Here is a 25,161-nt window from a genome sequence, read left to right as displayed (position 1 = left end):
ACACTGGAAGCATGACGACCCGCTGGCTCACCCCCGAGGAGCAGCGCGCCTGGCGCGCCTACATCGCCGCCTCCCGGCTGCTGGAGGACGCCATCGACCGGCAGCTCCAGCAGGAGGCCGGCATGCCCCACCTGTTCTACTCCGTGCTGGCCAACCTCTCCGAGGCGCCCGACCGGCGACTGCGCATGACCGACCTGGCCGAGACGCTGAAGATCACCCGCAGCAGGCTGACCTACGCGGTGACCAGGCTGGAGCGGGACGGGCTGGTGCGCCGGGAGGACTGCAGCTGGGACCGGCGCAGCAGTCTCGCGGTGCTGACACAGGAGGGGATGGCCGTGCTGGAGCGTACGGCACCCGGGCATGTCGAGACGGTCCGCACGACCCTGTTCGACCGGCTCACGCCCGAGCAGGTGGGGCAACTGGAGGAGATCTGCGCCGGGGTGGCCCGGGTGCTGGAGGGGGAGGAGACGGGGGCCGCGGCGGAGGGCGTGCCATGGCGACGGCGGTCGTCGCCCTGTTCGGGGCAGCCGCCCGAGCCGCCCCGCTCCTGAGCGCGGCGCGAACGCGGGCGCCGCGCGACACCCCCGCGAAATGCGTTGCTTTAACTTTTAAGCATGCGGTAGGGTCCCGGACCGAGCTACTGCTTCAAATCTGAAGCAGACGCCAAGGGACGGAACCCGGAGGCCCGCATGTCCGACACCCCCGCCGCCACCCCGCGCGCCCGCGTCCGGGTACCGCTGCACTTCCACGACGGCTACCGCGCCGACGCCGAACTCGTCACCTTCCACGGCCTGAGCGACGGCCAGGAGCACGTCGCCGTCGTCCTCGGCGAGCCCGGGGCGGTTCCGCTGGTGCGGCTCCACTCCGAGTGCCTGACCGGGGACGTCTTCGGCTCGGCCCGCTGCGACTGCGGGCCCCAGCTCCGCGAGGCGGTCGAACGCATCGCCGAGCGCGGGGGCGTGCTGCTCTACCTCCGCCAGGAAGGGCGCGGCATCGGCCTGTACAACAAGCTCGACGCCTACGCCCTCCAGGATCAGGGCCTCGACACCTACGAGGCCAACGCCGCGCTCGGCCTCCCGGAGGACGCCCGCGACTACACGGCCGCCGCCCAGATGCTGCGCGCGCTCGGCATCGGGGAGCTGGACCTGCTCTCCAACAACCCCGACAAGGCCGAGCAGTTGCGCTCGCTGGGCGTCCTGGTCCGGGACCGGGTGCCGACCGGTGTCTTCACCACCGCCCACAACGTCCGTTACCTGCGCGCGAAGGTCCTGCAGACCCAGCACACGCTGCCGCTGGGCGAGTTGGACGTCCTGCCGGAACTGAGCGCGGGCTGAGCGGGGGCCGCATGGGGCCGGGTGGTGCCGGGGGGCGCCGGACTAGTGCACGGAGAGGCCGCCGTCGACGAAGACCGACTGGCCGGTGACATAGGCGGAGGCGCGGCTCGCCAGGAACACCGCCGCGCCCGCGAAGTCCTCGGCCAGGCCGTTGCGCCCCACCATCGTGCGGGCGGCGAGCGCCGCCACCCGCTCCGGGTCGGACGACAGACGCGCGTTGAGCGACGTCATGACGAACCCCGGCACCAGCGTGTTGCAGGTGACGCCGTACGGCGACCACGCCTCGGCCTGTGACCGGGCCAGCGACTCCAGCGCGCCCTTGGAGACGCCGTAGGCACCGCTCTGCACGAACGCCCGGTGCGCCTGCTGGGAGGTGACGTGGATGATCCGCCCGAAGCCGCGTTCGGCCATGCCGGGTCCGAAGCGCTGCCCCAGCAGATAGGGCGCCTCCAGGTTCACCGCCATGGTGGCGTCCCAGACGTCCTCGCCCAGCTCACCCATCGGGGGCCGAAGATTGATCCCGGCACAGTTGACGAGGATGTCGGGCTCCCCGAACACCCCGGCCACCTCCTCGGCCGCCGCGCGCACCCCGTCGCGGGTGCTCAGGTCGGCGCTCACCCGGGCCGCCCGGCAGCCGTGGGCCGCCAGCTCCCCGACCGTGGCGGCGAGTTCCGCCTCCCCGCGGGCCACGACCACCACGCTCGCCCCGGCCCGCGCCAGGGCACCGGCGACGGCCCGCCCGATGCCGGAACTGCCCCCGGTCACCACGGCGGCCAGACCGTCCAGCGAGAACAACTCCGACAGATACGCCCGCGAACTCATCCCCGCACCCTAGGACCGTCCCACCCGTCCAGCGATACCCGGGTGGCGCCGCCGAGATACCCGCAGAGCGCGTCTCGGGTGCCGGGCACGCAGTTCTCGGGCAGCTCGTCGACGCCGGTCCAGCGGACCTGGGCGTGCTTGGCCGGTTCCCGGTTCTCGGGCTCTCCGGTCCACTCGTGGGCGGCGAAGACGACGGTGAGGTAGCCGCCCGGCGCTTCGACGCCGCGGGCTCCGTGGATGAGGTGCGCGACCTTCAGCGCCTCGGGCCGCACGGTCAGGCCGGTCTCCTCGTACAGCTCGCGCACGGCGGTGGCGGTGACCGGCTCGCCCGGTTCGCTCTTGCCCACCGGGAGGTCCCACAGGCCCCGGCCGAACCTGGCGTTCGCACCGCGCCGGAGAAGGACGACCCGGCCGGCGGCCCGGTCGTGGACGATGACGGCGGCGGCCAGCAGGGTCATCGAGGCGAGAGCGGGGGGCAGGGCCCCGGGCCGGCCGTCGGTCCGCGGCTGGGTCACGGCATGTCCCTTCGGCGGGCCGCCGGGCACCGGCCCGCGGTCGCGGAGAACCCCGGGAAACGGCTCGCCCCCGGCTCGGTGTGTCGTTGAGCCGGGGGCGTTATTGCGTAGGCCCTGTGGGACTCGAACCCACAACCAATGGATTAAAAGTCCACTGCTCTGCCAATTGAGCTAAGGGCCCAGGCGATGTTGCCTGTCCGAGCATAGCCGGACGCGGCCGGGTCTCCGATCGGGTATTGGTGACCCGGCCGCGTCGGGTGGGGGACGTGACTAGTTCTCGACCGGTTCGGCCGGCTCGGGGGCGTGGGTGCGGGCCGGGCGCAGGAACCAGTGGCGGGCCGAGGCCAGCCACCAGGTCGCGGCGAAGCCCAGGACGACGAGGACGGCGACCGGCGCGTAGTTGAAGGTCTTCCAGGTGACCGGGGAGACCTGGGGGAGCATGAACAGGACCGTGATGACGGCCACCCAGGTGACGGAGACCAGTCCGATCGGGATCGACCAGCGGCCCAGGTGCCACGGGCCCCGCTCGAAGGCGTCGCCCTTGCGGACGCGCAGGAAGGTCGGGACGACGTAGGCGATGTAGAGGCCGATCACCGCGATCGAGGTCACCGCCGCGTAGGCCGTGGAGTTGATGAGGTAGGGCAGGCCGAGGACCAGGGCGCCGAGCGCGGCCAGCCAGACCGCCGCCACGGGGGTGCGGGTGCGGGGGCTGACCGTGTGCCAGACCCGTGAGAAGGACAGCGCGCCGTCGCGGGAGAAGGCGTAGATCATGCGGCTGTTGGCGGTCACCGAGGCCATCCCGCAGAAGAGCTGGGCCCCGATCACCACCAGGAGCAGGAGCTTGCCGGCCGTGGCGCCCAGGGCGTCCAGGAGGATCTGGGCGGGGGGTGCGCCGGTCGGGGACGCCAGCTCCTTGTCGTACGACTGGATGGCGAAGGTGAAGCCGAGGAGCAGGACGAAGCCGGCGATCCAGGAGGTCCAGATGGAGCGGACGATGCCCTTCGGGCCCGCCGTCGAGGCGTCGTGCGTCTCCTCCGTCATGTGGGCGGAGGCGTCGTAGCCCGTGAACGTGTACTGGGCCATGAGCAGGCCGAGCAGGACGACGTAGAAGCCGCTGCCCCAGCCCGTCTCGTTGACGAACTTCGTGAACACGAAGGACGCCGACTGGTGGTGGTCCGGGACGAGGGCCAGCGCGCCGACGATCACCGCCACGCCCAGGACGTGCCACCACACGCTGACGCTGTTCAGGAAGGCGACGATCCGGACGCCGAAGGTGTTCAGCAGGCCGTGCAGGAGCAGGATCGCCGCGAAGAGCAGGACGGTACGGCCCGGGGTCACCTCGAAGCCGAACTGGAGGTTCAGCCAGGCGCCGAGGAACGACGCCGCGCCGAAGTCGATGCCGGCCGTCACCGCCACCTGGCCCAGCACGTTGAACCAGCCGGTGAACCACGCCCAGGCAGCCGCCGAACGGGGCGGTGCCAGGCGGTGGGCCCAGAAGTACAGGCCCGCCGACGTCGGGTACGCCGAACAGATCTCGGCCATCGACAGACCCACGAACAGGGTCATCAGACCGACCGCCACCCACCCCCAGATGATCACCGCGGGACCGCCGGTGACCATGCCGAACAGGTACAGGGTCAGGCAGCCGGACAGGACCGAGATGATCGTGAAGGACACGGCGTAGTTCGAGAACGCCGACATACGGCGGGAGAGGACCTGGGTGTAGCCGAGCTGGGCAAGCCGTTCCTCGTCCGACGGCCCGTCCGTGCCACTCGTCGCTATCGCGTCTTCTGTCATGCCCCCAGCGATTCCCTCCCACATGCCGTGACATGCGTCACACGGGTGTCGCTCTAGCGTGGATCCGGGATCCGCGGTCGCCGCCGTTCCACCCCGTCGCGGCGGGGCCGCGGATCCCTGTTCCCAGCGGGGCAGGGGCCGCGGCGTCCCGCGCACCGCCCCCGCTCCCCCACCGCGGGCGGGCCCCGGCCCGCCCGGAGACCGCCGCTCGTGGCCGCAGACGTCAGGAAGTACGGATGAACACACGTGTGGATCTGCTCACCAAGGAATGGCCGCCCGCCGTCTACGGCGGTGCCGGAGTGCACGTCACGGAACTCGCCCGGGAGCTGCGCACCCTGGTGGACCTGCGGGTGCACTGCTTCGGCGAGCCGCGCCCCGAGCCGGGGGTGTCCACCTACCGCGAGCCGCGTCTGACGGACGGCGCGCACCCCGTGCTGCGCACCCTCGCCACCAACGTCGAGATGGGCGCCGGGTGCGCCGGGGCCGACCTGGTGCACAGCCACACCTGGTACGCGAACGCGGCCGGCCATCTGGCCCGGACGCTGTACGGGATCCCGCACGTGGTGACCACGCACAGCCTGGAGCCGCTGCGGCCGTGGAAGGCGGAGCAGCTCGGCGGCGGCTACCGGTTGTCGTCGCTGGTGGAACGAACGGCCGTGACGTCGGCGGACGCGGTGGTCGCCGTGTCGCACGCGATGCGGGAGGACGTCCTGCGGGTGTATCCGGACATCGATCCGGAGCGGGTGCACGTCGTGCACAACGGCATCGACACCGAGGTGCACCGGCCCGATACCGGTACGGCCGCGCTGGAGCGCCACGGCGTCGATCCGGACCGTCCGACGGTGCTCTTCGTGGGGCGGGTGACCCGACAGAAGGGGCTGCCCCATCTGCTGCGGGCGGCCTTCGAGTTGGATCCGACGGCACAGTTGGTGCTGTGCTGCGGGCAGCCGGACACGCCGGAGATCGCGGCGGAGACGGCGGCTCTCGTCGACGAACTGCGGCTGAGCAGGGACGGGGTCGTCCGCATCGACGGCATGCTGGATCCGGTGTCGCTGCGCCAGCTTCTGACGCATGCCTCGGTTTTCGTGTGCCCTTCGCTGTACGAGCCGATGGGCATCGTCAATCTGGAGGCGATGGCCTGCGGTACGGCTGTGGTGGCCACGGCGACCGGGGGGATACCGGAGGTGGTGGCCGACGGGGCGACGGGGGTGCTGGTGCCGGTCGAGCAGGAGCAGGACGGTACGGGGGCTCCGCTGGACGCGAAGCGGTTCGCGTCGGAGTTCGCCGCCGCTGTCAATCGGTTGCTTGCCGAGCCCGGGCGGGCTCGTGTCATGGGTGAGGCGGGGCGGGTGCGGGCACGGGAGTTGTTCTCCTGGCGGGGGGCGGCTTCTCGGGTGGTGTCGGTCTATCGCGGGGTGCTGGATTAGGGAGCGGTGGTTCGGGCGGCTTGCGGCCGGGGGCTCCCGGCCTTCGGCCGGGTTCGGGTTCCCACCCGCACCACCTGTGCGGGACTCGTTGCCGGGTGCGGGTGGCCCCCGTGGGGCGCAAGCGCCGTCGGTGGGGGCGGGTGCGCGTCGGTGGGGTCGGGTGCGCGTCGGTGGGGCGGGTGGGCCCGCGGCCGTTGGCGACCACCAGGGGGCTCTGGGGACGGCGGAAGGGCGGCCCGGGGTTGTCCGGGGCCGCCCTTCTCGTGTGGAGGGGTCAGGGGGTGTGCAGGGTGTGGGGTACCGCGGGGGCCTTGGTTTCCACGAGGATCTGGCACGAGAGGCCGCAGACCAGGACGGCCTCCAGCAGCAGGGGCGGCAGGCCGCCGCCGGCCAGGCCGATGAGGGTGAACGCCGCGGCGAGGCCCAGGCGGGACCAGGCGCGCAGGTCGCCGCCGAGGCCGACGTTGAGCAGGTGGATGCCGCCGACGCCGAGCAGGAACACGGCCATGCCGAAGCACAGCACCGAACCGCCGTCCAGGGCCGGGTGCCCGTGGCCGCGGGCGTTGGCGGCCTGCGCCGCGAGCAGCCCGCCGACGCCGGTCACCGTGATACCGCCGTGCACGAACAGATGGCCGTAGACGTAGGCCTGGCCGGTCAGCCGCCACTGGCGCAGCGGTGAGGGGTCGACGTGGTCGAAGACCAGCCACCACTGGCAGGCGGCGATCAGGAAGGAACCCGCCACCACGGCCATGGTCTCGGCCCGCAGCCCGCTGGCGGCGATGCCGATGGCGTTGAGGGCGACCACCTCGCCCAGCACGATGATGGTGAACAGGCCGAACCGCTCCGGGATGTGCGAGGCGTTGAACGGCACCCGCGCCACCGCCGAGGCGGACAGGATCGGTGTCAGCAGTTCGGCCAGCAGGCCGGCGCCCCACAGCACGTAGCAGTAGGGCGTGGGCAGCAGCGCCGACGCTCCCCATATCGCCGCGCCGAGCCCGTACCCCTGGAGGAAGCGCGTGGTCAGGGTCCGGGCCCGGGGCACGTGGTAGTGGGCCCGCAGATAGAGGCCCAGCAGGATCAGCCGGACGAGGAAGTAGCCGAGGGCGAAGCGTTTCGCTCCGGCGGTGCCCGTGAAGGCCCGGGGCACGGCCACCGACACCGACAGGACCGCCATCATCGCGATGATCATGATGAGCCGGTAGATCCGGTCGTCGTTGTCGAAGCGGTCGGCGTAGAAGGAGTAGCCGACCCAGGCCCACCAGATCGGGACGTACAGCGCCCCGAAACGCAGCACGCCCGCCCAGGTCGGGGCGTGCAGCAGGACCTCGGTGAGCTCGGCCACGGCCACCACGAAGACCAGGTCGAAGAAGAGCTCCAGGGGTGAGGCGGCCCGGTGGTGCCCCTCCTCGGGCACCCTGAGCCGCACCCGCCCCCGGTGCAGTCGCACCTTGCCGGTGTAGGTGCCGCGCGCGACGCCTGCCTCCGGCGCGCCCACCCCCCGCATGCCGGTCAGCCCCCGGCGACCTGGGTGTGGGCGTCGTCGTGGTAGCCCTTGATCTCGGTGATCAGGCCGTCGTCGCCGACCCGGAAGGTGTCGATGCCGCGGTCCTCCACGACCCCGCCGTCCTTCTTGTGGGCGGTGATGTGGAAGGTGAACGCGGCCTCGTCACCGCTGATCACCACGTCGGTGACGCGGAACTCCACCCGGTCGATGATCTCGAAGACGCCGTCGAAGAAGGCGGTCACCGCGGCCCGGCCCCGGTTGGCGGGCGCGCCGACCGGCTCGTACTGGACCACGTCCGCGGCGAGCAGGGCGGTGAACCGCTCCCGGTCCCGCTTGGCGAAACTCTCCGCGTACCCCTCGACGGCGGCGCGGATCTGCTGCTGGTCTGGCATGACTTCTCCGTACGTAGGTGTGGGGTGGTGCGTGCGGGGTCAGGCCTGCGCTTCCACCTCGCGGACGAAGGCGGCCATGAAGTCCCCGGTCATCTGCGGGTGCTTGGCGGTGATCAGGTCGCCGTCGACCACCAGGTCGGCGGTGCCGTTGCCCTCGTAGACGATCTCGGCGCCGGCGTTCTCCACGTCGCAGACGATGTTGTGCGCACAGGTGACCCTGCGCCCCGCGAGCAGGGCGCGGTCGGCGCACAGCAGCCACAGCGAGTGGCAGATGGTGCCGACCTTGAAGCCCGGCGCGGCCATCGCGGCCCGCAGGAACTCCACGGCCGGCGCCTTGTTGCGGCTGCCCGGGCCCGGCACCTCGACCTGGTAGCGCAGCCGGTCCATGGCGTACGCGCCGATCAGGACCACGCCCACGTAGTCGGCCGGGTCCAGCGCGGACACCTCGCGGGTGACGGTGACGTGCTCCTCGACGTAGCCGTTGTCGGGGTTGCTGCCGAACGTCAGCGAGGGCAGGCCCCACAGGTGGGAGACGTAGTCGACGGCGTACCCCCGCTCGGGGAAGTACGCGTTGAAGTCACGGAACTCCGACGGGTCGAAGTGCTCCTCGATCAGGACCGCGATCCGGCCCTTGGCCGCCGCCACCGGCTCACCCGCCCAGGCCGAGCGGGCCGAGCAGCTGGCGCGGGTCGAAGAAGGCGTGGACCTCCTTGATGCGCCCGTCCTCGATCCGGAAGATGTTCGCGCCGCGGACCGTGATCGGCTCGCCGGTGGGGGCAGCGCCCATGAACACACCGAGGTGGGTGCCGGTGATGGTGAAGGACGCGGCGACCTTGTCCCCCTGCTCCAGCAGCTCGTCGATGGTGAAGACACGGTCCGGGAAGCCGCCGTACCAGCGCAGCGCGAACTCCTTGTACGCCGGCAGGCCGTGGATGCCGTCCGGGGAGATCGGGTTGTCGAATACCACGTCGGGGGCGAGGATCTCGTCGGCGATCCGGAGGTCGCCGGGAGCGGTCAGGAACTGCTCGTAGTACGTGCGGACGAGCTTGGAGCCCTCGTCGGAAACTTCGGCCATGGGGTCAACTCCTCAGTCTTGGCGGGGATCACGGGCCCGGACCGCCGCCGCCGGAAGGTCGCGCGGCGGTCCGGTCCCGTCCGGTGGCTCAGGCGTCCGCGAGGAACCACCCGGCGGCGCGCTCGCCGATGACGTAGCAGGTCAGGTTGGGGTTGGCGCTGACGTGTGTGGGCATCACGGAGGCGTCCACCACGCTCAGGTTCTCGATGCCGTGCACCCGCAGCCGCTGGTCCACGACCGCGCTCTCGTCGCCGCTCGGGCCCATCTTCGTGGTGCCGACCGGGTGCCACAGGGTGGCGGAGTTCTCCCGGATGTACCGCAGCAGCTCGGTGTCGTCGTCCACCTGGCGCTGCGTGAGCTTGTCCGACAGGCCGCTGGAGAGGTCCCTGATCTGCTTGGAGTTGGCGATGTCCCAGGCCAGGCGGACGCCGTCCAGGGCGATGGCGCGGTCGGCGTCGGTGCCGTAGGAGTTGAGGAGGATGTCCGGCTGGACGGTGGGGTCGGCGCTGCTGAGCGAGACCCGGCCGCGGCACTCCGGCTTCTGCAGCACGCTCATCACGCTGATCGGCCGGTGGGTGACCGGGACGTAGCGGCTGACGAAGTACATCTGCATGTCGTTGAAGTGCTGCGAGCCCGGGTTGGTGTAGCGGACCAGGACCTGCACGTCCGGGTCGTCGGGGTCGGTGACGCCCTCGCGGGGCAGCAGGCCGACGGTGATCTGCTGGTGCTCGATCAGGTTCTCGCCGACGTTCGGCTGGTCGAGGACCACCTCGATGCCGAGGGCGCGCAGCCGCTGCTCGGGCCCTACACCGGAACGCAGCAGGATCGCCGGGGAGTTGAGGGCGCCGGCGGAGAGCGTGACGTGGTCGGCGTACACCTTCTCGAGGCGCCCGCCGGTCTCCACCTCGACACCGACCGCCCGGGTGCCCTCGAACAGCACCCGGTGCACGGTGGCGCCGGAGCGGATGGTGAGGTTCTTCCGGCCGCGGGCCTCGGTGAGGTAGGCGATCGCGGTGGAGACACGCAGGTCGCCGCGGCGGTTCATGGGGATCGGGCCGACGCCGGTGGACTCCGGGTCGTTGTGGTCGGCGACATAGCCGAAGCCCTGGTCGATGCAGGCCTCCAGGTAGGCGGCCTGGAACGGCACGAGCTGGTCGCGGGTGTGCCGGACGATCGGGGTGGGGCCGTTCTTGCCGTGGAACGGGCCCTCGAAGTCCTGGTCGTCCTCGATCTTGGTGAAGTACGGCAGCATCGAGCGCCACGACCACTCGTCGTTGCCCAGGTCGGCCCACTCGTCGTAGTCCGCCGGGATGCCGCGCAGCGCGATGGCGCCGTTGACCGCGGAGCAGCCGCCCGCCACCTTGCCGCGGGCGTAGGTGAGGGACCGGCCCGGCACCGCCTCGGCGCTGTAGCCCCAGTCGTGGTCCTCCACGGAGACGGTCCGCGCGTTGGTGATGTCACCGGGGATCTCTGAGACGTCCGCCCAGTCGGGTCCGGCCTCCAGGAGCAGGACACTGACGCCGGAGTTCTCGGTGAGTCGGCTCGCGAGCACGGCACCCGAGGAGCCCGCGCCGACGACTATGTGGTCATACTTCATGGGTTCTCCCTCTTGGGACCGTCACCGGGGCCCGGGTTCACAGACCCGGGAACTCATCGGTCTCGATCCAGGTCTCGATGGCCTGCTTCTCCGCGAGATCGACGTACTCGTACCGGACTCCCAGGGCGTCGGGCTCCGTGATGATCCAGCCCGGGGTGGCGCCCGCCGCGCTCCGGGACGCCGCCGCGACGCCGATGCCCTCGGCCTCGAGCGCACTGAGCCGGCCCTCCATGTCCGGCTCCCAGAGGCCGAGGTAGAGGATCTGGCCCTCGTTGGCGGTGGAGAAGATCCCCTCGTCCCCGTCGGCCTCGATCAGCTCGTAGTAGGGCGGGCCCTGTTTCGAGAAGGCCACGTGCACCACCTGCTCGTGCGGGTGCGGATCCTCGAGTCGCGGATTCGTCACGTGCGCGGGCTTGGTGAATTCAAGACCGTGCGTCCGCTCGTAGTACTCGATCGCCTTCTCCAGATCGGGCACGACCACGCCGATGTGGAAGTAGGGCTGCTCGCTCATGTCCGCTCCCTGTAATTCCCGTTCACTCGTCGACCGGGTCGTACGCGTCGAGCTGCGGCGGCTGCGCGAGGTACGTCAGCATCTCCGGGACGATTTCCTTGAGGTATTCCTTGGCGCTGTGTTCGGCGAGCGCCGCCTCGTCCACGTACTGCTCGACGACCAGGTACCTGCGGGGGGTGGTCCGGTGCCGTACGAACTCGAACACCGGGGTGCCCGGCTCGTTCGCCCGGACCTGCCGCACCAGGAGCTTCAGCACCTTCTCGAAGGGCTCCTCGCTGCCTTCGGCGACGTCCAGGACAGTGGTGCACGTGATCACTGGTCCTCCAGTTCCGCTCGGCGGGCGGGGCTCAGTGCAGGGGCGGCAGCAGGATGTCCGCCGTCTCGTCCTGGATCTTGGCCTCGGCCCCGGGGTACGCGAACAGCTCGGTGCCCAGCTCGCCGAACAGGGAGTAGCCCTCGGCGGCGCGGGTGTCGAACCACATCGACATCTCGTGGCCGACCTCGTCGCCGAACAGGTGGTTGACCATCGCGAGGGTGCCGGCGTTGATCGAGGCGGCACCGGCGGTGGTCCAGATGCGGTCCTCGGGCGCGCCGAGCCACATCCGGCGGGGCTCCACCACGTTGGCACCCTCTTCCTTCAGGCGCCGGGAGATGGGCGGGCTGCAGGTCACCGGGGTCTTGCCGAGGATGCCGGCGCGCTGCAGGATGCCGACGCCGACGCAGTTGGCGCCGATGAACCTGCCGTTGACGTGGTGGTGGCGGATGGTGTCGAGGATCCGCTCGTTCTTGGTGGCGGCGCCGGAGCCGCGGCCGCCGGGGACGTACAGCACGTCGTACAGGTCGTCGTCCTGGAGCACCGCGTGCGGCTCGACCCGGGCGCCCATCTGCATGGTGACCGGGCCCTCCTCCAGGGCCACCAGCTTGACCTCGATGTCCTCGCCGGCCGTCTCCTTCAGATAGACCGCGACACCGATCATGATCTCCCAGGGGATGATGGTGTCCGACTCGCTGCACCGGTCGTACGCGAGCACCGCGATGCTCTTGATCTCAGCCATGGATTGTTCTCCAGTCCACTCCGGGATTACCGGACCGCGGCATTCGCCGAACACTCGGCGGCCTACGCGGAATTACCGGTCTCTGGTGGCGAAGCTAGCGTGCCGTGGAATGCCATCGGAGCCTTCCACGGATACTTTCTGACCTCCCGGCCGGGGCGGACGGAAGGCGCTTTTCCACAACTCGCGAATACTTTCTGAACTCGCCACCGCATATCGGGCCGCGGCACCCGAACGCCCCGAAGGGGCGGCACGGTTCGCCCGGCCCGGCGGGGCGGGACGGTGCTCCGGGCGGTGGCGACCGGACACACGGCCCAGCGAGGCGACGATAGGACTGTCGGGGGAATCACGCCCGCATCAGGCCGAGTTCACGAAGTCGACGTGGGTTTCTGGCCGCACGCGCGGGTGTCCAGAAGCCTGACGGCATGACATCTGAGAGCTCTGAGCTGCTGACCCGGTCTGCCGGTGGGAGCCGGCAGGGACGGCGGAGCGCGGGGACGGCGGGTCGCTTCTTCGGCATTGTCGTGGGCAACTTCCTGGTCCTGCTCGACGCCTCCATCCTCAACGTGGCGGTGCCGGACCTGCGGGGCGATCTGCACGCCTCGGCCAGTGCGCTGCCGTGGACGGTGGACGCGTACACCGTGGTGTTCGCCGGCCTGATGCTGGCCGCGGGCTCGATCGCGGACCGCTTCGGACCGCGCCGGATCTACCGCGCGGCCCTGATCTCGTTCGGCGTCGTCTCGGCGCTCTGCGCGGCGGCGAACTCCGCCGGGCTGCTCATCACCGGGCGGGCCCTGCTGGGCGTCGCCGCGGCGGGCCTGGTGCCGGCTTCGCTCGCCCTGCTCGCCGGGCTCTACCCGGACCCGGCCAAGCGTTCCCGCGCCGTCGGCGCCTGGGCGGCGATCAGTGCGCTCGGTCTGGTCTCGGGGCCCGTGCTCGGCGGGGCCCTGGTCGCTCTCGGCGGCTGGCAGCTGGTCTTCCTCGTCAACCCGCCGATCGCGCTGATCACCGTGGTGCTGGCGAGGTCGCTGTCGGCCGACCGGTCCACCGCCCACCGCCCGATCGACTACCCCGGCCTGCTGCTGTCCATCGCCGGCCTGGGCGCGCTCACCTTCGGACTCGTCGACGGCGGCACCGACGGCTGGGGGCGTGCCGTGCCGGTGACCGCCCTCGTGGTCGCGCTGCTGGCCTTCGTCCTGCTCGCCGTCGTGGAACGCCGCGCCGAGGACCCGGCGCTGCCCCCGGCGCTGCTCTCGCTCTCCCGGGTACGGGCCGACCTGGTGGCCGGCTCCGCCGCCTCCTTCGCCTTCTACGGGCTGCTGTTCGCCATGACCCAGTGGATGGTCGAGGACCGGGACATGTCGGCGCTGCGGACCGGGCTCGCGTTCCTGCCCATGACGCTGCCGCTCGCCGTCCTGCCGTTCTTCACCGGCCGTCTGGTCGCGAAGATCGGCACCCGGCCGCTCATCCTGTTCGGCCTCACCGCCGGTGCCGTCTCCGGGCTGATCCTCTCCTTCTCCGGCACCGAGACCCCTCTGGCGCTCCTCGTCGCCGCCCAGCTCGCCCTCGCGCTGTGCGCCACCACCGCGATCCCGGCCTCGACCGCCGACATGGCGACGGCCGCGCCGCAGCGCTTCGCCGCCACCGCCCAGGGCGCGCTGAACGCCTCCCGCCAGGCCGGCTCGGCACTCGGCGTCGCCGTGCTCGGCACGCTCGGCTCGATGCACCGGATCGGCCTCGGCGTCGTGGCGCTCGGCGTCGGCTCACTGCTCGTGGTCGGCCTGCTCGGCCGGGCGAAGCCCGCGCGGGACGCCTGACCGGCCCGACCGCACTCCCCGTTTTCCCTCACCTTGCTGACACGTTGAAAGGAAGCGAGCCATGACCACCGCCCAGGACGAGACCGTCTCGGCCCCGGTCCGGCGCAACGTCGCCTGGATCCGCTCCGCCCTCCAGACGGCGATCGAGCTCGAGCACTCCACCCTGCCCGTCTACACCGCGGCGATGCTCTCGCTCGAGGTGCAGAACTTCACCAGCTACAACACGATCCGCAGCGTGCTGATGGAGGAGATGGTGCACATGTCCATCGCCGCCAACATGCTCGCCGCGATCGGCGGCCGGCCCCGGATCAAGGACCTCGACCCGAAGTTCCCCTCGCACGGCCTGCCCGGCGGTGTGGAGCCCGACCTGCACTTCGGTCTTGCCAAGCTCTCCAAGCCGCAGCTTCGCAACTTCATGCGGCTGGAGTCCCCGCTCTTCCTGCTCCCCGAGGAGTACGGCCACGAGGACTTCCCGACGATCGGCAAGCTCTACGCCCGGATCAGGGACGCCATCGTCGCCAACGCCGCCGAACTGCGCGCGGCGGTGCAGGGCGGCGGGGTGGCCAACCAGGTCGGCGACAACATCGGCTTCAAGACCATCGTGCCGACGCCCGGCGTGGACCCGGTGGACCAGTTGCTCGAGGGCATCGACGAGATCCTGCAGCAGGGCGAGGGCGCGGCCAGCGGCACGATCCGGACCGGCGCCGCCTACCAGCACGAGGAGTCCCACTACGGGAAGTTCGCCGAGCTCTGGTACGGGCGCACCTACCGCGAGCCGGAGCCGGCGGTCGAGCTGACCCCGGAGACCGAGGCCGTGCACTTCCAGGGCGCCCGGATCGACTGGCCGTCGGTCGTCAACACGCTCGCGGTACCCGCCGACGGCTACGACAAGCTGCTGGCCGAGGACCCGGACGGCAAGGAGATCTCGGAGGCGCTGCTCGTCTTCGACCAGGACTACAGCGGCATGATGGCCCACCTCGACGCGATGTGGAACGGCGACCCCGACCAGCAGTGGCCGACCTTCGGCGAGGCGGTCCACAACATGATGAAGCTGCGGGTGTTCTCCTCCTTCACCTTCATGCAGCGCCGGATCCCGCCGGAGCTCATCGACGACCTGCCGCGGCTGTACCCGGCCGAGTTCGGCTTCCTGCACACCTACACCGACCTCGACAAGCCGGTGTTTTACGGCCCCCGCTTCCGCAACCTCAACGCCGCCCAGGCCTGAGCTCCCCCGCAGGAGAGAGTCACCATGTCCCGTACGAAGAGGGTCCTCATCGTCCTCACCAGCCACGCGGAGCTGGGCGACACCGGCCGCGAGACCGGCTACTACATGCCCGAGGTCGCCCACCCGTGGCGGGTGTTCACCGAGGCAGGCCACCGGGTGGACCTCGCGTCCGTGCGCGGCGGCCGTCCCCCGGCCTCCGGGACCGACCTCACCGACCCCGTGCAGAAGGCGTTCCTCGCGGACCCGGAGATGGCCGGGAAACTCGCCGGCACCCTCCGGCCCGAGGACGTGGACCCCTCCGCGTACGACGCCGTCTTCTTCGCCGGCGGCCACGGCACCATGTGGGACTTCCCCGGCAACCCGGCGCTGTCCGCGCTGGCCCGTGACGTCTACGAGGCGGGCGGCGTGGTCGCGGCGCTCTGCCACGGGCCGGCGGCCCTGGTCGGGGTCCGGCTCTCCGACGGCCGCCCGCTGGTCGACGGCAAGCGGCTGACCGCGTTCAGCAACGCCGAGGAGGCCGCGGTCGGCCTCACCGGCGTCGTCCCGTTCGCCCTGCAGACCGCCCTGGAGGAGCTGGGCGCCAAGCACGAGGCGGCCGCCGAGTTCACCGCCCACGCGGTGACCGACGGCCGTCTGGTGACCGGCCAGAACCCGGCCTCCGCCACGGCCACCGCCATGGCGACGGTGCTGGCCCTGGCGGCCACATGACGACGCATCCGGCCGCGGGCGGCCGCGCCGCGGCGGGTGGCCCGGCCGCCCCCGCCGCGGGCGGCCGCACCGCGGCCGTGACGGCGCCCGCCCCGCAGCGGTCACCGGCGCCGGACCCGTACGCGACGGGCCGCGCCCGCTGGCTCGTCCTCGCCGTCGGGCTCACCTGCACCTTCCTCGTGGTCGGCGGGGTGTCCATCGCCAACCTCGCCATGCCCTCCCTGCAGCAGACCCTGCACGTGGGTTTCGGCGCCGTGCAGTTCGTCGTCGCCGGGTACGGACTGGTGTACGCCGTCTTCCTGATCACCGGCGGCCGGCTGGGCGACGTCCTGGGCCGCCGCCGTGTGCTGCTCGCCGGCCTGGTCCTGTTCACCGCCGCCGTGCTGGTCAGCGGCCTCGCTCCCGACGCGGCCGTGCTGATCGGCGCCCGTCTGGTGCAGGGTTTCGGCGCCGCGCTGATCTACCCGCAGATCCTGTCGATCATCCAGGACACCTTCGAGGGCGCCGAACGCAACTTCGCCCTCGGTCTGTTCGGCGCCACCATCGGCGTCGCCATCGTCGTCGGCCAGCTCGTCGGCGGAGCCCTGATCCAGCTCGACATCGGCGGTCTTGCCTGGCGGCCGGCGTTCCTGGTGCTGGTCCCGCTCGGCACCGCCGCGCTGCTCACCGGCCGCCGGGTCATGGCACCGGACCGGCCGGCGGGCCGCCCGCACATCGACCTGACCGGCACCGGTCTGCTCGGCGGCGCCCTGCTGCTGCTCGTGCTGCCGCTGCTGGTCGGGCCGGGCACGGGCTGGGCCTGGTGGACCTGGCTGATGTTCGCCGCCGCCGTCCCGGCGTTCACCGTCTTCGTCCGCTACGAGCGGCACCTGGACCGCACCGGCCGCACCCCGCTGCTGCGCCCGTCGCTGTTCCGGCAGCGCGCCTTCGGCATGGGCATGGCGATCGGGGTGCTGTTCTTCATCACCATCGTCGGCCTGGCCGTCTACACCTCGCTGACGTTCCAGGTCGGCCTCGGCCTGAACCCGCTCCAGGCGGGCCTGGCCTTCGCGCCGGTCGGCCTCGCGTTCTTCGCCTCGTCCCTGCTGGTGCCCCGGCTGGTCCCGCGGCTCGGCCGGTCCGTGCTGGTCATCGGGCACGTCCTGCTGCTCGGCGGCCTGATCGCCGCCTGGGCCGTCGTGCACGGCGCCGGCACCGGACTGTCGGCTGGCGAGCTGGCCCTGCCGCTGCTGCTGGTCGGCACCGCCCAGGGGCTGACGATGTCCCCGCTGATCGGGGTCGTCCTGACCGGCATCCGGGCCGACGACAAGGGCTCGGCCTCGGGCGCCCTGACCACCGCCTTCCAGATCGGCCAGGCCCTCGGCGTGGCCGGAATCGGTACGGTCTTCTCCCTCCTCGGCGCCCGCCCCGGCGTGGCCGGTGCGTCAAGCCGGTACCAAGTCGCCTTTCAATCCGCGCTGTTGGTGATGGCCGCGCTTACGCTGGTCTCGTTCGTCCTGGTATTCCGGCTTCCGAACCCGCACGACAGCCGGCCCCACCACCACTTCCTGTGGGTGCGGCACGGCCGCCGCACGGGGCTCGCACACGCCTTGTACCTGCTGACCGGCGGTCACGCGGTGGGCCGCCGGCTCGGCCACTGGTTCCACCACCACGAAGGGAAACACTGATGCGTCAGGTCGCTCTGGGCAGCCAGGGTCTGCGGGTCTCCGCGCAGGGTCTCGGCTGCATGGGCATGAGCCAGTCGTACGGAGTCGGCAACGACGAGGAGTCGATCAGGACCATTCACCGGGCCCTCGATCTGGGCGTGACCCTGATCGACACGGCCAACGTGTACGGGGCGACCGGCCTGTACGGCATCGGCGCCAACGAGAAGCTGGTCGGTCACGCCCTCCGGGAGCGCCGGGACGAGGTCACCCTCGCCACCAAGTGCGGCATCGCCGACGTGCGGCCCGGCGCCGGCATGGAGCTGCGCGCCGACCCGGAGTACATCCGGCAGTGCTGCGACGAGTCGCTCGAGCGGCTCGGCGTGGACCACATCGACCTGTACTACCTGCACCGGATCGACCCCAGGACGCCCGTCGAGGACTCCATCGGCGCCTTCGCCGACCTGGTGAAGGCGGGCAAGGTCCGCTACATCGGGGTCTCCGAGGTGTCCGCGGACGAACTCGAGCGCGCCCACGCCGTGCACCCGGTGACGGCCCTGCAGAGCGAGTACTCGCTGTGGAGCCGCGAGATCGAGGCGGAGGTGCTGCCCACGGCCCGCCGGCTGGGCGTCGGCCTGGTCCCGTTCTCCCCGCTCGGCCGGGGCTTCCTGACCGGCGCGGTCACCAGCCGGGACACCATGGCCGCGAACGACATGCGCCGCCACCTGCCGCGCTTCTCCCAGGACAACCTCGACGCCAACCAGAAGGTCGTCGACGTGATCCGGGACATCGCCGCCGGCCACGACGTGCTGCCCGGACAGGTCGCGCTGGCCTGGGTGCACGCCCAGGGTCCCGAGGACATCGTGCCGATCCCGGGCACCAAGCGGACGAGCTACCTGGAGCAGAACACGGCCGCCGCCGATCTCACCCTGACCGACGACGACCTGTCCCGGCTGGCCGAGGCGGCCGCCCGTATCCGGGGCGCCCGCCGCTGACCCGTCCCACCCGGCTCAGTCCGCCTTCAGCTCCGGCGGATGCAGGAAGTAGTTGGCGGCCGACGCCGCCTGCGCCCCCTCGTGAACGGCCGACGTCACCTGGTGGGAGTGCAGCGCGGTGAGGTCGCCGGCCGCGTAGACGCCCGGCACGCTGGTCTTCTGCTCGGAGTCCACCTCGACGTAACCGGTGGGCGCGAGCCGGACGCCGAGCTGCCGGGCGAGCGTGGTCTCGGGGGTGGCGCCCTGGATGGAGAACAGCGCGTCCAGTTCCAGCCGGCGGCCCTCGCGGGTCACCACCGCGGTGAGCAGCCCGCCGGCGCCCTCCACCTCCCCGATCCGGTCGTGCACCACGGGGATGCCGGCGCCCTTCAGACGGCGGCGGAACTTCGGGCTGATCTCGTCGCTCGCGCTGTTCGTCAGCAGCCGCACCCGGTCGGTGAGGCTGTGCAGCTGCATCGCCTCGCCCGCGGCCGCGTCGGTGTGCCCGACGACCAGGATGCTGCGCCCCCGGTTCTCGTACCCGTCGCAGGTGATGCACCAGAACATCGACCGGCCCACGTACGACTCCCAGCCCGCGAAGTGCGGGAAGTGGTCGAGGACGCCGGTGGCCAGCACCAGCGTCCGGGCCCGCCAGGAGTGGCCCTGGGAGCGGACCGTGAAGCCGCGCTCCGCGTCGCCCTCGGCGTGGGTGATCAGGTGGTGCGCGATCCTGGCGCCCGGGTACCGGCCGAGCTGCTCCCGGCCGGCTTGCGCAGATCGACGGTCGGGATGCCGCCCGGGAACCCCAGGTAGTTGTGGTTGGTCTGATGGTGCGTGGAACGCCCGTGGCCCGTGTCGAAGACCAGGACCTCGCGGTTGTAGCGGGCCAGGTAGAGCGCCGCGGACAGCCCGGCGGGGCCGCCCCCGACTACGACGGCGTCGGCAGCCTGCATGGTCGTGTCCCCCTTCTCAGGTGGTGCGGATCGGTTCCCCGGCCAGCTCCAGCTCCGCGTGGACCGCGCCGAGGCAGCGGTTCATGACCACACGCAGTCCCCCCGCCACGGCGATGTCCCGTGCCTCGTCGGACACGATGCCGAGCTGCAGCCACAGCGTCCGCGCCCCGAGGGCGACGGCCTCCCGGGCCACGTCGGGTGTCTGGGGCGCGGGGCGGAAGACGTCGACCACGTCGACCGGCTCCCCGATCTCGAGCAGCGAGGCGAAGGCGGGCCGGCCCAGCACCTCACGGTGGTACGGGTTGACCGGTATCACCCGGAAGCCCTTGCGCTGGAGGTAGGCCGGGATCTCGTGCGCGGACTTGCCCTCCTCCGCCGAGGCGCCCACCACCGCGATGGTGCGCGCCCCGCCGAGGATCTTCCGGTACTCGTCCCACAGGTACTCGTCCATGGTCATGTCCCCTCGTCGTGTCGTTCGCCGCCCGCGGCCCGGTGCCGTGGGCGCAGCCAGATGACGCCGAGTGGCGGCAGGGTGACCTCGACGCTCCACTCCTGGTCCTGCCAGGGCACCGGACGGGCGGGCAGCGGCGCGGAGTTGAGCACGTCCGAGCCGCCGTAGCGGGCCGCGTCGGTGTTGAGGATCTCGGTCCACTCGCCGCCGCCCGGCACCCCGATCCGGTAGCCGTGGCGCACGCTCGGCCCGAAGTGGTGCACGCACACCAGCGGGGTGCCGTCGCCGTCGTACCGGACGAAGGAGTACACGTTGTCCTCGGCCGCGTCCGCGTCCAGCCAGGCGAAGCCCCCGGGGTCGGCGTCCAGGTCCCACAGGGCGGGCAGCCGCAGGTAGTGGGCGTTGAGGTCGCGCACCAGGTCCCGAACGCCCGCGTGCGCGCCGTCGGCCGTGGCCGCCCAGTCGGTCCCGGTGTCGTGCGACCACTCGCTCTCCTGGGCGAACTCCTGGCCCATGAAGAGCAGTTGCTTGCCCGGGAAGCCCCACATGAAGGCGAGGTAGGCCCGCGCGTTCGCGAACCTCCGCCAGCGGTCGCCGGGCATCCGGCCGAGCAGCGAGCCCTTGCCGTGCACCACTTCGTCGTGGCTGATCGGCAGCAGATGGTTCTCGGCGTACGCGTAGACCATGGGGAAGGTCAGCGCGTGGTGGTGGTACTGCCGGTGCACCGGGTCCCGGCCCATGTAGCCGAGGGAGTCGTGCATCCAGCCCATGTTCCACTTGAACCCGAAGCCGAGCCCGCCGTGGTCGGTGCGCCGGGTCACGCCGTCCCAGGCCGTGGACTCCTCGGCGATGGTGACCACGCCGGGGCAGCTTCGGTAGACGGCGGCGTTCATCTCCTGCAGGAACTCAACCGCCTCCAGATGCTCCCGGCCGCCGTAGGCGTTGGGCAGCCAGCCGCCCTCGGGACGGGAGTAGTCGAGGTAGAGCATCGAGGCGACGGCGTCCACCCTCAGGCCGTCGACGTGGAACTCGGCGCACCAGTACAGCGCGTTGGCGACCAGGAAGTTGCGCACCTGATCGCGGCCGTAGTCGAAGACGAGCGTGCCCCAGTCGGGGTGCTCGCCGCGCCGCGGATCGGGGTGCTCGTACAGGGCGGTGCCGTCGAAGCGGGCCAGCGCCCAGTCGTCCTTGGGGAAGTGCGCCGGCACCCAGTCCAGGATGACGCCGATGCCCGCCCGGTGCAGGGCGTCCACCAGGTACCGGAAGTCGTCCGGGGTGCCGAGCGCGGCCATGGGCGCGTAGTACGAGGTGACCTGGTATCCCCAGGAGCCGCCGAACGGATGCTCGGCGACGGGCAGGAACTCCACATGGGTGAAGCCCATCGCCCTGACGTAGCCGGGCAGTTCGGTGGCCAGCTCGCGGTAGCCGCGGCCCGGCCGCCAGGAGCCCAGGTGCAGTTCGTACACGCTCATCGGCGCCCGCTCGGCGCGCCGCCGGCCCCGTTCCGCCATCCATTCGCCGTCGGTCCACCGGTGGCGGGAGGCGAAGACGACGGAGGCGGTGCCGGGCGCGGCCTCGGCCGAGCGGGCCAGCGGATCGGCCTTCTGCCGCCAGGTGCCGTCGGGCCCGAGGATCTCGAACTTGTACCGGCAGCCGTCGCCGACGCCCGGCACGAACAGCTCCCACACCCCCGAGGCGCCCAGGGAGCGCATCGGGTGCCCGGCGCCGGCCCAGTGGTTGAAGTCCCCGACCACCCGTACGGCGCGGGCGTTCGGCGCCCACACCGCGAACGCGGTGCCGGTGACGGACCGGTGCTCGCACACCCGGGCGCCCAGCACGGTCCACAGCCGCTCGTGCCGGCCCTCGGCGATCAGGTACAGGTCCAGCTCCCCCGGCACCGGCGGGAAACGGTACGGATCGTCGGTCTCGCACTCGCAGTCGGCGTACCGCACCCGCAGCCGGTAGTCGGGCACGCCGTCCGGGCCGCCGGTGCCGGACAGCGTGCCGGAGAAGACCCCGCCGCCCTCGTGGCGCAGCTCGGCCAGCACGTTCCCCGCCGGGCCGACGGCCCACACCGCCTCGGCGAGCGGCTTGAGGACACGCAGGGTCACGCCCCCGGGTCCCGGGTGCGGGCCGAGCAGCGCGTGCGGGTCGGCCGTCTCTCCGGTGGTCAGGCGCTTGAGGTCGGTGGCCGTCGGCCGGGCCGGGGCCGGGCGGACGGGGTGCGGGGAAACCGGCGGGTTCACGAGAGGTGCGTCCTGTCCGTGATGATGTGGGCGACCTGGTTCCGCGGGTCGAGGCGTACGTAGTTGTCGCGGCCCCAGCGGTACGTCTCGCCGGTCAGCGCGTCGTGCGCCTCGAAGGTGTCGGCGCGGTCCAGGCCGAGGGCGGGCAGGTCGAGGTGGACGGTGGCCTCCCGCACGCTGTGCGGGTCGAGGTTGAGGACCACCAGCACCCAGTCGTCGCCGGCCCGCTTGGAGAAGCAGACGACGGCGTCGTTGTCGGCGCGGTGGAAGCGCAGGTTGCGCAGCCGGCGCAGCGCCGGATGCTCCCGGCGCAGCCGGTTGAGGGTGGTGATCAGCGGGGCCAGGGTGTCGCCGGAGGCGTCCGCGGCCTTCCAGTCCCGGGGCCGGTACTGGTACTTCTCCGAGTCCAGGTAGTCCTCGCTGCCGGGCCCGGCGGGCACGTTCTCGTACAGCTCGTAGCCCGCGTACATCCCCCAGGCCGGGGCCGCCGTCGCGGCGAGCACGGCCCGCACCGCGAAGGCCGCGCGGCCCCCGTACTGCAGGAAGGCGTTGAGGATGTCGGGGGTGTTCACGAAGAGGTTCGGCCGCAGGTAGGCCGCGCTCTCCTCGCCGCCGAGCCCGGCCAGTTCGGAGAGGTAGGACTCGACCTCCTCCTTGGAGTTGCGCCAGGTGAAGTACGTGTACGACTGGTGGAAGCCGATCCGGGCCAGGCTGTGCATCATCGCGGGCCGGGTGAACGCCTCGGCGAGGAACAGCACGTCGGGGTCGGTGGCGTGCACCTCCTCGATGAGCCGCTCCCAGAACCAGACCGGCTTGGTGTGCGGGTTGTCGACGCGGAAGATCCGCACCCCGTGTGCCATCCAGTGGCGCAGCACGCGCAGGCACTCCGCGTACAGCCCCTCGGGCTCGGTGTCGAAGTCCAGCGGATAGATGTCCTGGTACTTCTTCGGCGGGTTCTCGGCGTAGGCGATCGACCCGTCGAGCCGGTGCCGGAACCACTCCGGGTGCTCGGTGACCCAGGGGTGGTCGGGCGAGCACTGAAGCGCGAAGTCCAGCGCCACCTCCAGGCCCAGTTCACCGGCCCGGGCGACGAAGTGGTCGAAGTCGTCCAGGGTGCCGAGGTCGGGGTGGACGGCGTCGTGGCCACCGGCCGGGGAGCCGATCGCCCACGGTGAGCCGGGGTCGTGCGGGCCGGCGGCCAGGGTGTTGCCGCGGCCCTTGCGGTGGGTGGTGCCGATCGGGTGGACCGGCGGCAGGTACACCACGTCGAAGCCCATCGCGGCGACGGCCTCGAGCCGCTCCGCCGCGGTGCGCAGGGTGCCCGAACGCGGCGGCTCCAGCACGCCCTCGGCGTTCACCGTCTCCGCGACGGCGCCCTCGGAGCGCGGGAAGAACTCGTACCAGGACCCGTACAGCGCCCGCTCCCGGTCGACGCGCAGCGGCAGTTCCTCGGAGCGGGTCACGAGCTCGCGCAGCGGCCGGTCGGCCAGGACCGCGGTCACCTCGGCGCCGAGTGCGGCGGCGAGCCGCTCGTCGGGGCCGAGGGTGCCGTCCAGGAGCCGGCCGCGGGCCGCCCTGAGCACCTCGCGGGCCCGCCCGGCGTCACCGGCCGGCAGGGCGTCCAGGGACCGTTCGAGGAGCCGCGCGCCCTCCGCGAGGACCAGTTCCACGTCGATCCGGGCCGGGATCTTGATCCGGGCGGTGTGCCGCCAGGTGGCCACGGGATCGCTCCACGCCTCCACCCGGTAGGTCCACTCGCCCTCCCGGCCGGCCGCGACCTGCGCGGCGTACCGGTCGGTCCCCGGCGCGACCAGCCGCATCGGCGTCCAGGGGCCCGGCACACCGTCCGGGCCGGTCAGGACGACGTTCGCGGCGACCGCGTCGTGTCCCTCCCGGAAGACCGTGGCGGACACCTCGAACAGCTCTCCCGGCACGGCGCGGGCGGGGCGGCGGCCCGCGTCCACCTGGGGGCGGACGTCCCGCACGGGTATCCGGCCGACGGTGGGTGCCGGCCGGCGGACGTCGGGCTTGCCTTGCATGGTCATGCCTCCTGGCGCTAGGGGCCTGTCCGGCGGATCGGGCCGGCTCCGGCCAACGGTTCCTTGTCGGTGCGGGTGAGCGGGGCCTGGTGCGCCCAGCCGCAAGGCGCAGGAGGGCGTCGACGCGATGGGGTCCCCCAGCTCGAACGAAGCCGTGCGGGGGCAGGGCGTGCCGGGCCCCGCGATTCCCGCGGGATCCGCCGGACAGGTCCCCGGGTGGGTCGTGGACCCGGCCGTGGCGGCACCGGGATCAGGGCCCCGGCGGTGGCGGGCACCGGGGTCAGGGCAGGGAAGGGGGATGCGGCGCGGGCCGGCGCAGCGCCGTGGTCCCGTTGCTCACGTCGGCGATGATGCGGCGGTAGCCCGCCACCAGCGGATGGTGCGGATAGGCCGTGCTGAACAGCCGTTCCCCGGCCAGCGCCGCCATCTCCGGGGCGTAGGGCAGGGCCACGGTGACCGGCGCGCCGAAGGCGTCCTCCACCTTCGCGCGCAGCGGCTCGTGGGGCGTCCCGGACGGCACCAGGTTCACCGCGACGCTCAGCCGCCCGCAGCCGAGGCGGTCGGCGAGCGACATGGTCTCGGCGGCGCCCGCCATGTCCAGCCGGTCCGCCCGGGTGACCACCACCAGGGCGTCCGAGCTGGCCATCGAGGTCACCGTCTCGTTGTTGAACCCGGCGTGGGTGTCGAGGAGCAGCACGTCCAGGGCGAGCGAGTCGATCAGCCGGTCGAAGCCCTCCCGGAGCAGCCCCACGTCGTAGCCGCGGCCCATGATCTCGTTGAGGACCCCGGCCCGGCTGCGGGCCGGCACCACGAAGAACCCGTCGTGCCCGGCGTCCGCCTCGGCGGGGTAGGCGGCCTCCTCGATCTCGCAGCGCCCGATCAGGTAGTCGCTCAGGGAGCGCCGGACCGTGCCGAGCGCGTCCCCGAACATGACGTCCAGCGCCGGGGTCTGGATGTCGGTGTCCACCAGTGCGACCCGGTGGCCGGAGGAGGCCAGGAGCACCGCCAGGTTGGCGGCCGTACTCGACTTTCCCGTACCGCCCCGGTACGAGTGCACGGTGATGATCTGCGACATGGTC

At 72.0% G+C, this 25,161-nt stretch carries 25 protein-coding genes and 1 tRNA gene; 8 read left to right on the top strand and 18 right to left on the bottom strand.

The genetic code is table 11. The features are described 5' to 3' along the window. The first annotated feature begins 11 nt into the window (after window positions 1-11). Together ACFVVO_RS12315 and ribA are read left to right on the top strand one after the other, a co-directional pair. The gene (locus tag ACFVVO_RS12315) at window positions 12-551 is read left to right on the top strand and encodes a MarR family winged helix-turn-helix transcriptional regulator (protein WP_390054084.1); all 540 of its coding nucleotides are present in this window, start codon (window positions 12-14) and stop codon (window positions 549-551) included. A gap of 138 nt (window positions 552-689) precedes the next feature. Continuing rightward, window positions 690-1,334, top strand: a complete 645-nt coding sequence (ribA, locus tag ACFVVO_RS12310) for a GTP cyclohydrolase II (RefSeq protein ID WP_390054082.1) — start codon at window positions 690-692, stop codon at window positions 1,332-1,334. Window positions 1,335-1,376: 42 nt separating this feature from the next. Here ribA and ACFVVO_RS12305 read toward each other — a convergent pair whose 3' ends face one another. From ACFVVO_RS12305 to ACFVVO_RS12290, 4 genes are all read right to left on the bottom strand, one after another. Continuing rightward, complete coding sequence (locus ACFVVO_RS12305) at window positions 1,377-2,156, bottom strand: SDR family NAD(P)-dependent oxidoreductase (protein WP_390054081.1); 780 nt, start codon at window positions 2,154-2,156, stop codon at window positions 1,377-1,379. After that, on the bottom strand, window positions 2,153-2,671 hold the full coding sequence (locus tag ACFVVO_RS12300) for an NUDIX domain-containing protein (protein WP_390054080.1): 519 nt from the start codon (window positions 2,669-2,671) through the stop codon (window positions 2,153-2,155). Before ACFVVO_RS12300 ends, ACFVVO_RS12305 begins: the two co-directional genes overlap by 4 nt. Before the next feature lie 108 nt (window positions 2,672-2,779). Next, a tRNA-Lys gene (locus tag ACFVVO_RS12295) sits at window positions 2,780-2,852 on the bottom strand. 89 nt (window positions 2,853-2,941) lie between these two features. Further along, the gene (locus ACFVVO_RS12290) at window positions 2,942-4,468 is read right to left on the bottom strand and encodes an amino acid permease (protein WP_390054078.1); all 1,527 of its coding nucleotides are present in this window, start codon (window positions 4,466-4,468) and stop codon (window positions 2,942-2,944) included. 236 nt (window positions 4,469-4,704) lie between these two features. Here ACFVVO_RS12290 and glgA point away from each other — a divergent pair, with 236 nt between their 5' ends. Further along, window positions 4,705-5,895 carry a glycogen synthase gene (glgA, locus tag ACFVVO_RS12285; protein WP_390054076.1) on the top strand — a complete coding sequence of 397 codons (1,191 nt, stop codon included), beginning with the start codon at window positions 4,705-4,707 and terminating at the stop codon, window positions 5,893-5,895. A 274-nt stretch (window positions 5,896-6,169) separates the two neighbouring features. Here glgA and ACFVVO_RS12280 read toward each other — a convergent pair whose 3' ends face one another. The 8 genes from ACFVVO_RS12280 to ACFVVO_RS12245 form a co-directional block, all read right to left on the bottom strand. Further along, a complete protein-coding gene (locus ACFVVO_RS12280) occupies window positions 6,170-7,399 on the bottom strand; it encodes a low temperature requirement protein A (protein ID WP_390054075.1) in 1,230 nt (409 codons plus the stop codon). A gap of 5 nt (window positions 7,400-7,404) precedes the next feature. Then, window positions 7,405-7,791 carry a nuclear transport factor 2 family protein gene (locus ACFVVO_RS12275; protein ID WP_390054073.1) on the bottom strand — a complete coding sequence of 129 codons (387 nt, stop codon included), beginning with the start codon at window positions 7,789-7,791 and terminating at the stop codon, window positions 7,405-7,407. Window positions 7,792-7,830: 39 nt separating this feature from the next. Then, window positions 7,831-8,436: a DJ-1/PfpI family protein gene (locus tag ACFVVO_RS12270; RefSeq protein ID WP_390054071.1), complete on the bottom strand. Its 606-nt coding sequence runs from the start codon at window positions 8,434-8,436 to the stop codon at window positions 7,831-7,833. Window positions 8,437-8,440: 4 nt separating this feature from the next. Next, a complete protein-coding gene (locus ACFVVO_RS12265) occupies window positions 8,441-8,866 on the bottom strand; it encodes an ester cyclase (protein WP_351661333.1) in 426 nt (141 codons plus the stop codon). Window positions 8,867-8,954: 88 nt separating this feature from the next. Beyond that, window positions 8,955-10,463, bottom strand: coding sequence for a GMC family oxidoreductase (locus ACFVVO_RS12260; protein WP_390054069.1), 1,509 nt, complete (start codon window positions 10,461-10,463; stop codon window positions 8,955-8,957). 37 nt (window positions 10,464-10,500) lie between these two features. Beyond that, window positions 10,501-10,974, bottom strand: coding sequence for a VOC family protein (locus ACFVVO_RS12255; protein WP_390054067.1), 474 nt, complete (start codon window positions 10,972-10,974; stop codon window positions 10,501-10,503). Window positions 10,975-10,996: 22 nt separating this feature from the next. Further along, on the bottom strand, window positions 10,997-11,290 hold the full coding sequence (locus ACFVVO_RS12250; protein WP_390054065.1) for a putative quinol monooxygenase: 294 nt from the start codon (window positions 11,288-11,290) through the stop codon (window positions 10,997-10,999). Between the two features lie 31 nt (window positions 11,291-11,321). Continuing rightward, entirely contained in the window at window positions 11,322-12,029 is a 708-nt protein-coding gene (locus tag ACFVVO_RS12245) for a DJ-1/PfpI family protein (protein ID WP_390054063.1), read from the bottom strand. 422 nt (window positions 12,030-12,451) lie between these two features. On the opposite strand from ACFVVO_RS12245, the gene ACFVVO_RS12240 reads away from it, so the two are divergent. The 5 genes from ACFVVO_RS12240 to ACFVVO_RS12220 all read left to right on the top strand — a co-directional run bounded on the left by ACFVVO_RS12240 (window position 12,452) and on the right by ACFVVO_RS12220 (window position 18,414). Further along, on the top strand, window positions 12,452-13,843 hold the full coding sequence (locus ACFVVO_RS12240) for an MFS transporter (RefSeq protein WP_390054062.1): 1,392 nt from the start codon (window positions 12,452-12,454) through the stop codon (window positions 13,841-13,843). 61 nt (window positions 13,844-13,904) lie between these two features. After that, complete coding sequence (locus ACFVVO_RS12235) at window positions 13,905-15,068, top strand: ferritin-like protein (protein WP_390054060.1); 1,164 nt, start codon at window positions 13,905-13,907, stop codon at window positions 15,066-15,068. Window positions 15,069-15,092: 24 nt separating this feature from the next. Then, window positions 15,093-15,776 carry a type 1 glutamine amidotransferase domain-containing protein gene (locus ACFVVO_RS12230; protein ID WP_390054059.1) on the top strand — a complete coding sequence of 228 codons (684 nt, stop codon included), beginning with the start codon at window positions 15,093-15,095 and terminating at the stop codon, window positions 15,774-15,776. After that, window positions 15,773-17,443, top strand: coding sequence for an MFS transporter (locus ACFVVO_RS12225; RefSeq protein ID WP_390054058.1), 1,671 nt, complete (start codon window positions 15,773-15,775; stop codon window positions 17,441-17,443). The genes ACFVVO_RS12230 and ACFVVO_RS12225 overlap by 4 nt, the downstream gene beginning before the upstream one ends. Beyond that, window positions 17,443-18,414 carry an aldo/keto reductase gene (locus ACFVVO_RS12220; RefSeq protein WP_390054056.1) on the top strand — a complete coding sequence of 324 codons (972 nt, stop codon included), beginning with the start codon at window positions 17,443-17,445 and terminating at the stop codon, window positions 18,412-18,414. The genes ACFVVO_RS12225 and ACFVVO_RS12220 overlap by 1 nt, the downstream gene beginning before the upstream one ends. A 15-nt stretch (window positions 18,415-18,429) precedes the next feature. Here ACFVVO_RS12220 and ACFVVO_RS12215 read toward each other — a convergent pair whose 3' ends face one another. The 6 genes from ACFVVO_RS12215 to ACFVVO_RS12190 all read right to left on the bottom strand — a co-directional run bounded on the left by ACFVVO_RS12215 (window position 18,430) and on the right by ACFVVO_RS12190 (window position 25,157). Further along, window positions 18,430-19,107, bottom strand: a complete 678-nt coding sequence (locus ACFVVO_RS12215; RefSeq protein ID WP_390054143.1) for an NAD(P)/FAD-dependent oxidoreductase — start codon at window positions 19,105-19,107, stop codon at window positions 18,430-18,432. Next, window positions 19,107-19,346, bottom strand: a complete 240-nt coding sequence (locus ACFVVO_RS12210) for an FAD-dependent oxidoreductase (protein ID WP_390054054.1) — start codon at window positions 19,344-19,346, stop codon at window positions 19,107-19,109. Before ACFVVO_RS12210 ends, ACFVVO_RS12215 begins: the two co-directional genes overlap by 1 nt. A gap of 16 nt (window positions 19,347-19,362) precedes the next feature. After that, the gene (locus tag ACFVVO_RS12205) at window positions 19,363-19,803 is read right to left on the bottom strand and encodes a CoA-binding protein (RefSeq protein WP_390054052.1); all 441 of its coding nucleotides are present in this window, start codon (window positions 19,801-19,803) and stop codon (window positions 19,363-19,365) included. Further along, the gene (gene glgB / locus ACFVVO_RS12200; RefSeq protein WP_390054141.1) at window positions 19,800-22,121 is read right to left on the bottom strand and encodes a 1,4-alpha-glucan branching protein GlgB; all 2,322 of its coding nucleotides are present in this window, start codon (window positions 22,119-22,121) and stop codon (window positions 19,800-19,802) included. Before glgB ends, ACFVVO_RS12205 begins: the two co-directional genes overlap by 4 nt. Then, on the bottom strand, window positions 22,040-24,088 hold the full coding sequence (locus ACFVVO_RS12195) for a maltotransferase domain-containing protein (protein WP_390054051.1): 2,049 nt from the start codon (window positions 24,086-24,088) through the stop codon (window positions 22,040-22,042). Before ACFVVO_RS12195 ends, glgB begins: the two co-directional genes overlap by 82 nt. A 274-nt stretch (window positions 24,089-24,362) precedes the next feature. After that, on the bottom strand, window positions 24,363-25,157 hold the full coding sequence (locus ACFVVO_RS12190; protein WP_390054049.1) for a MinD/ParA family protein: 795 nt from the start codon (window positions 25,155-25,157) through the stop codon (window positions 24,363-24,365). Window positions 25,158-25,161: the final 4 nt, after the last annotated feature.

It is taken from the genome of Streptomyces sp. NPDC058145, assembly GCF_042884245.1.
Classification (GTDB): domain Bacteria; phylum Actinomycetota; class Actinomycetes; order Streptomycetales; family Streptomycetaceae; genus Streptomyces.
This window is presented reverse-complemented; position numbering and strand designations above follow the sequence as displayed.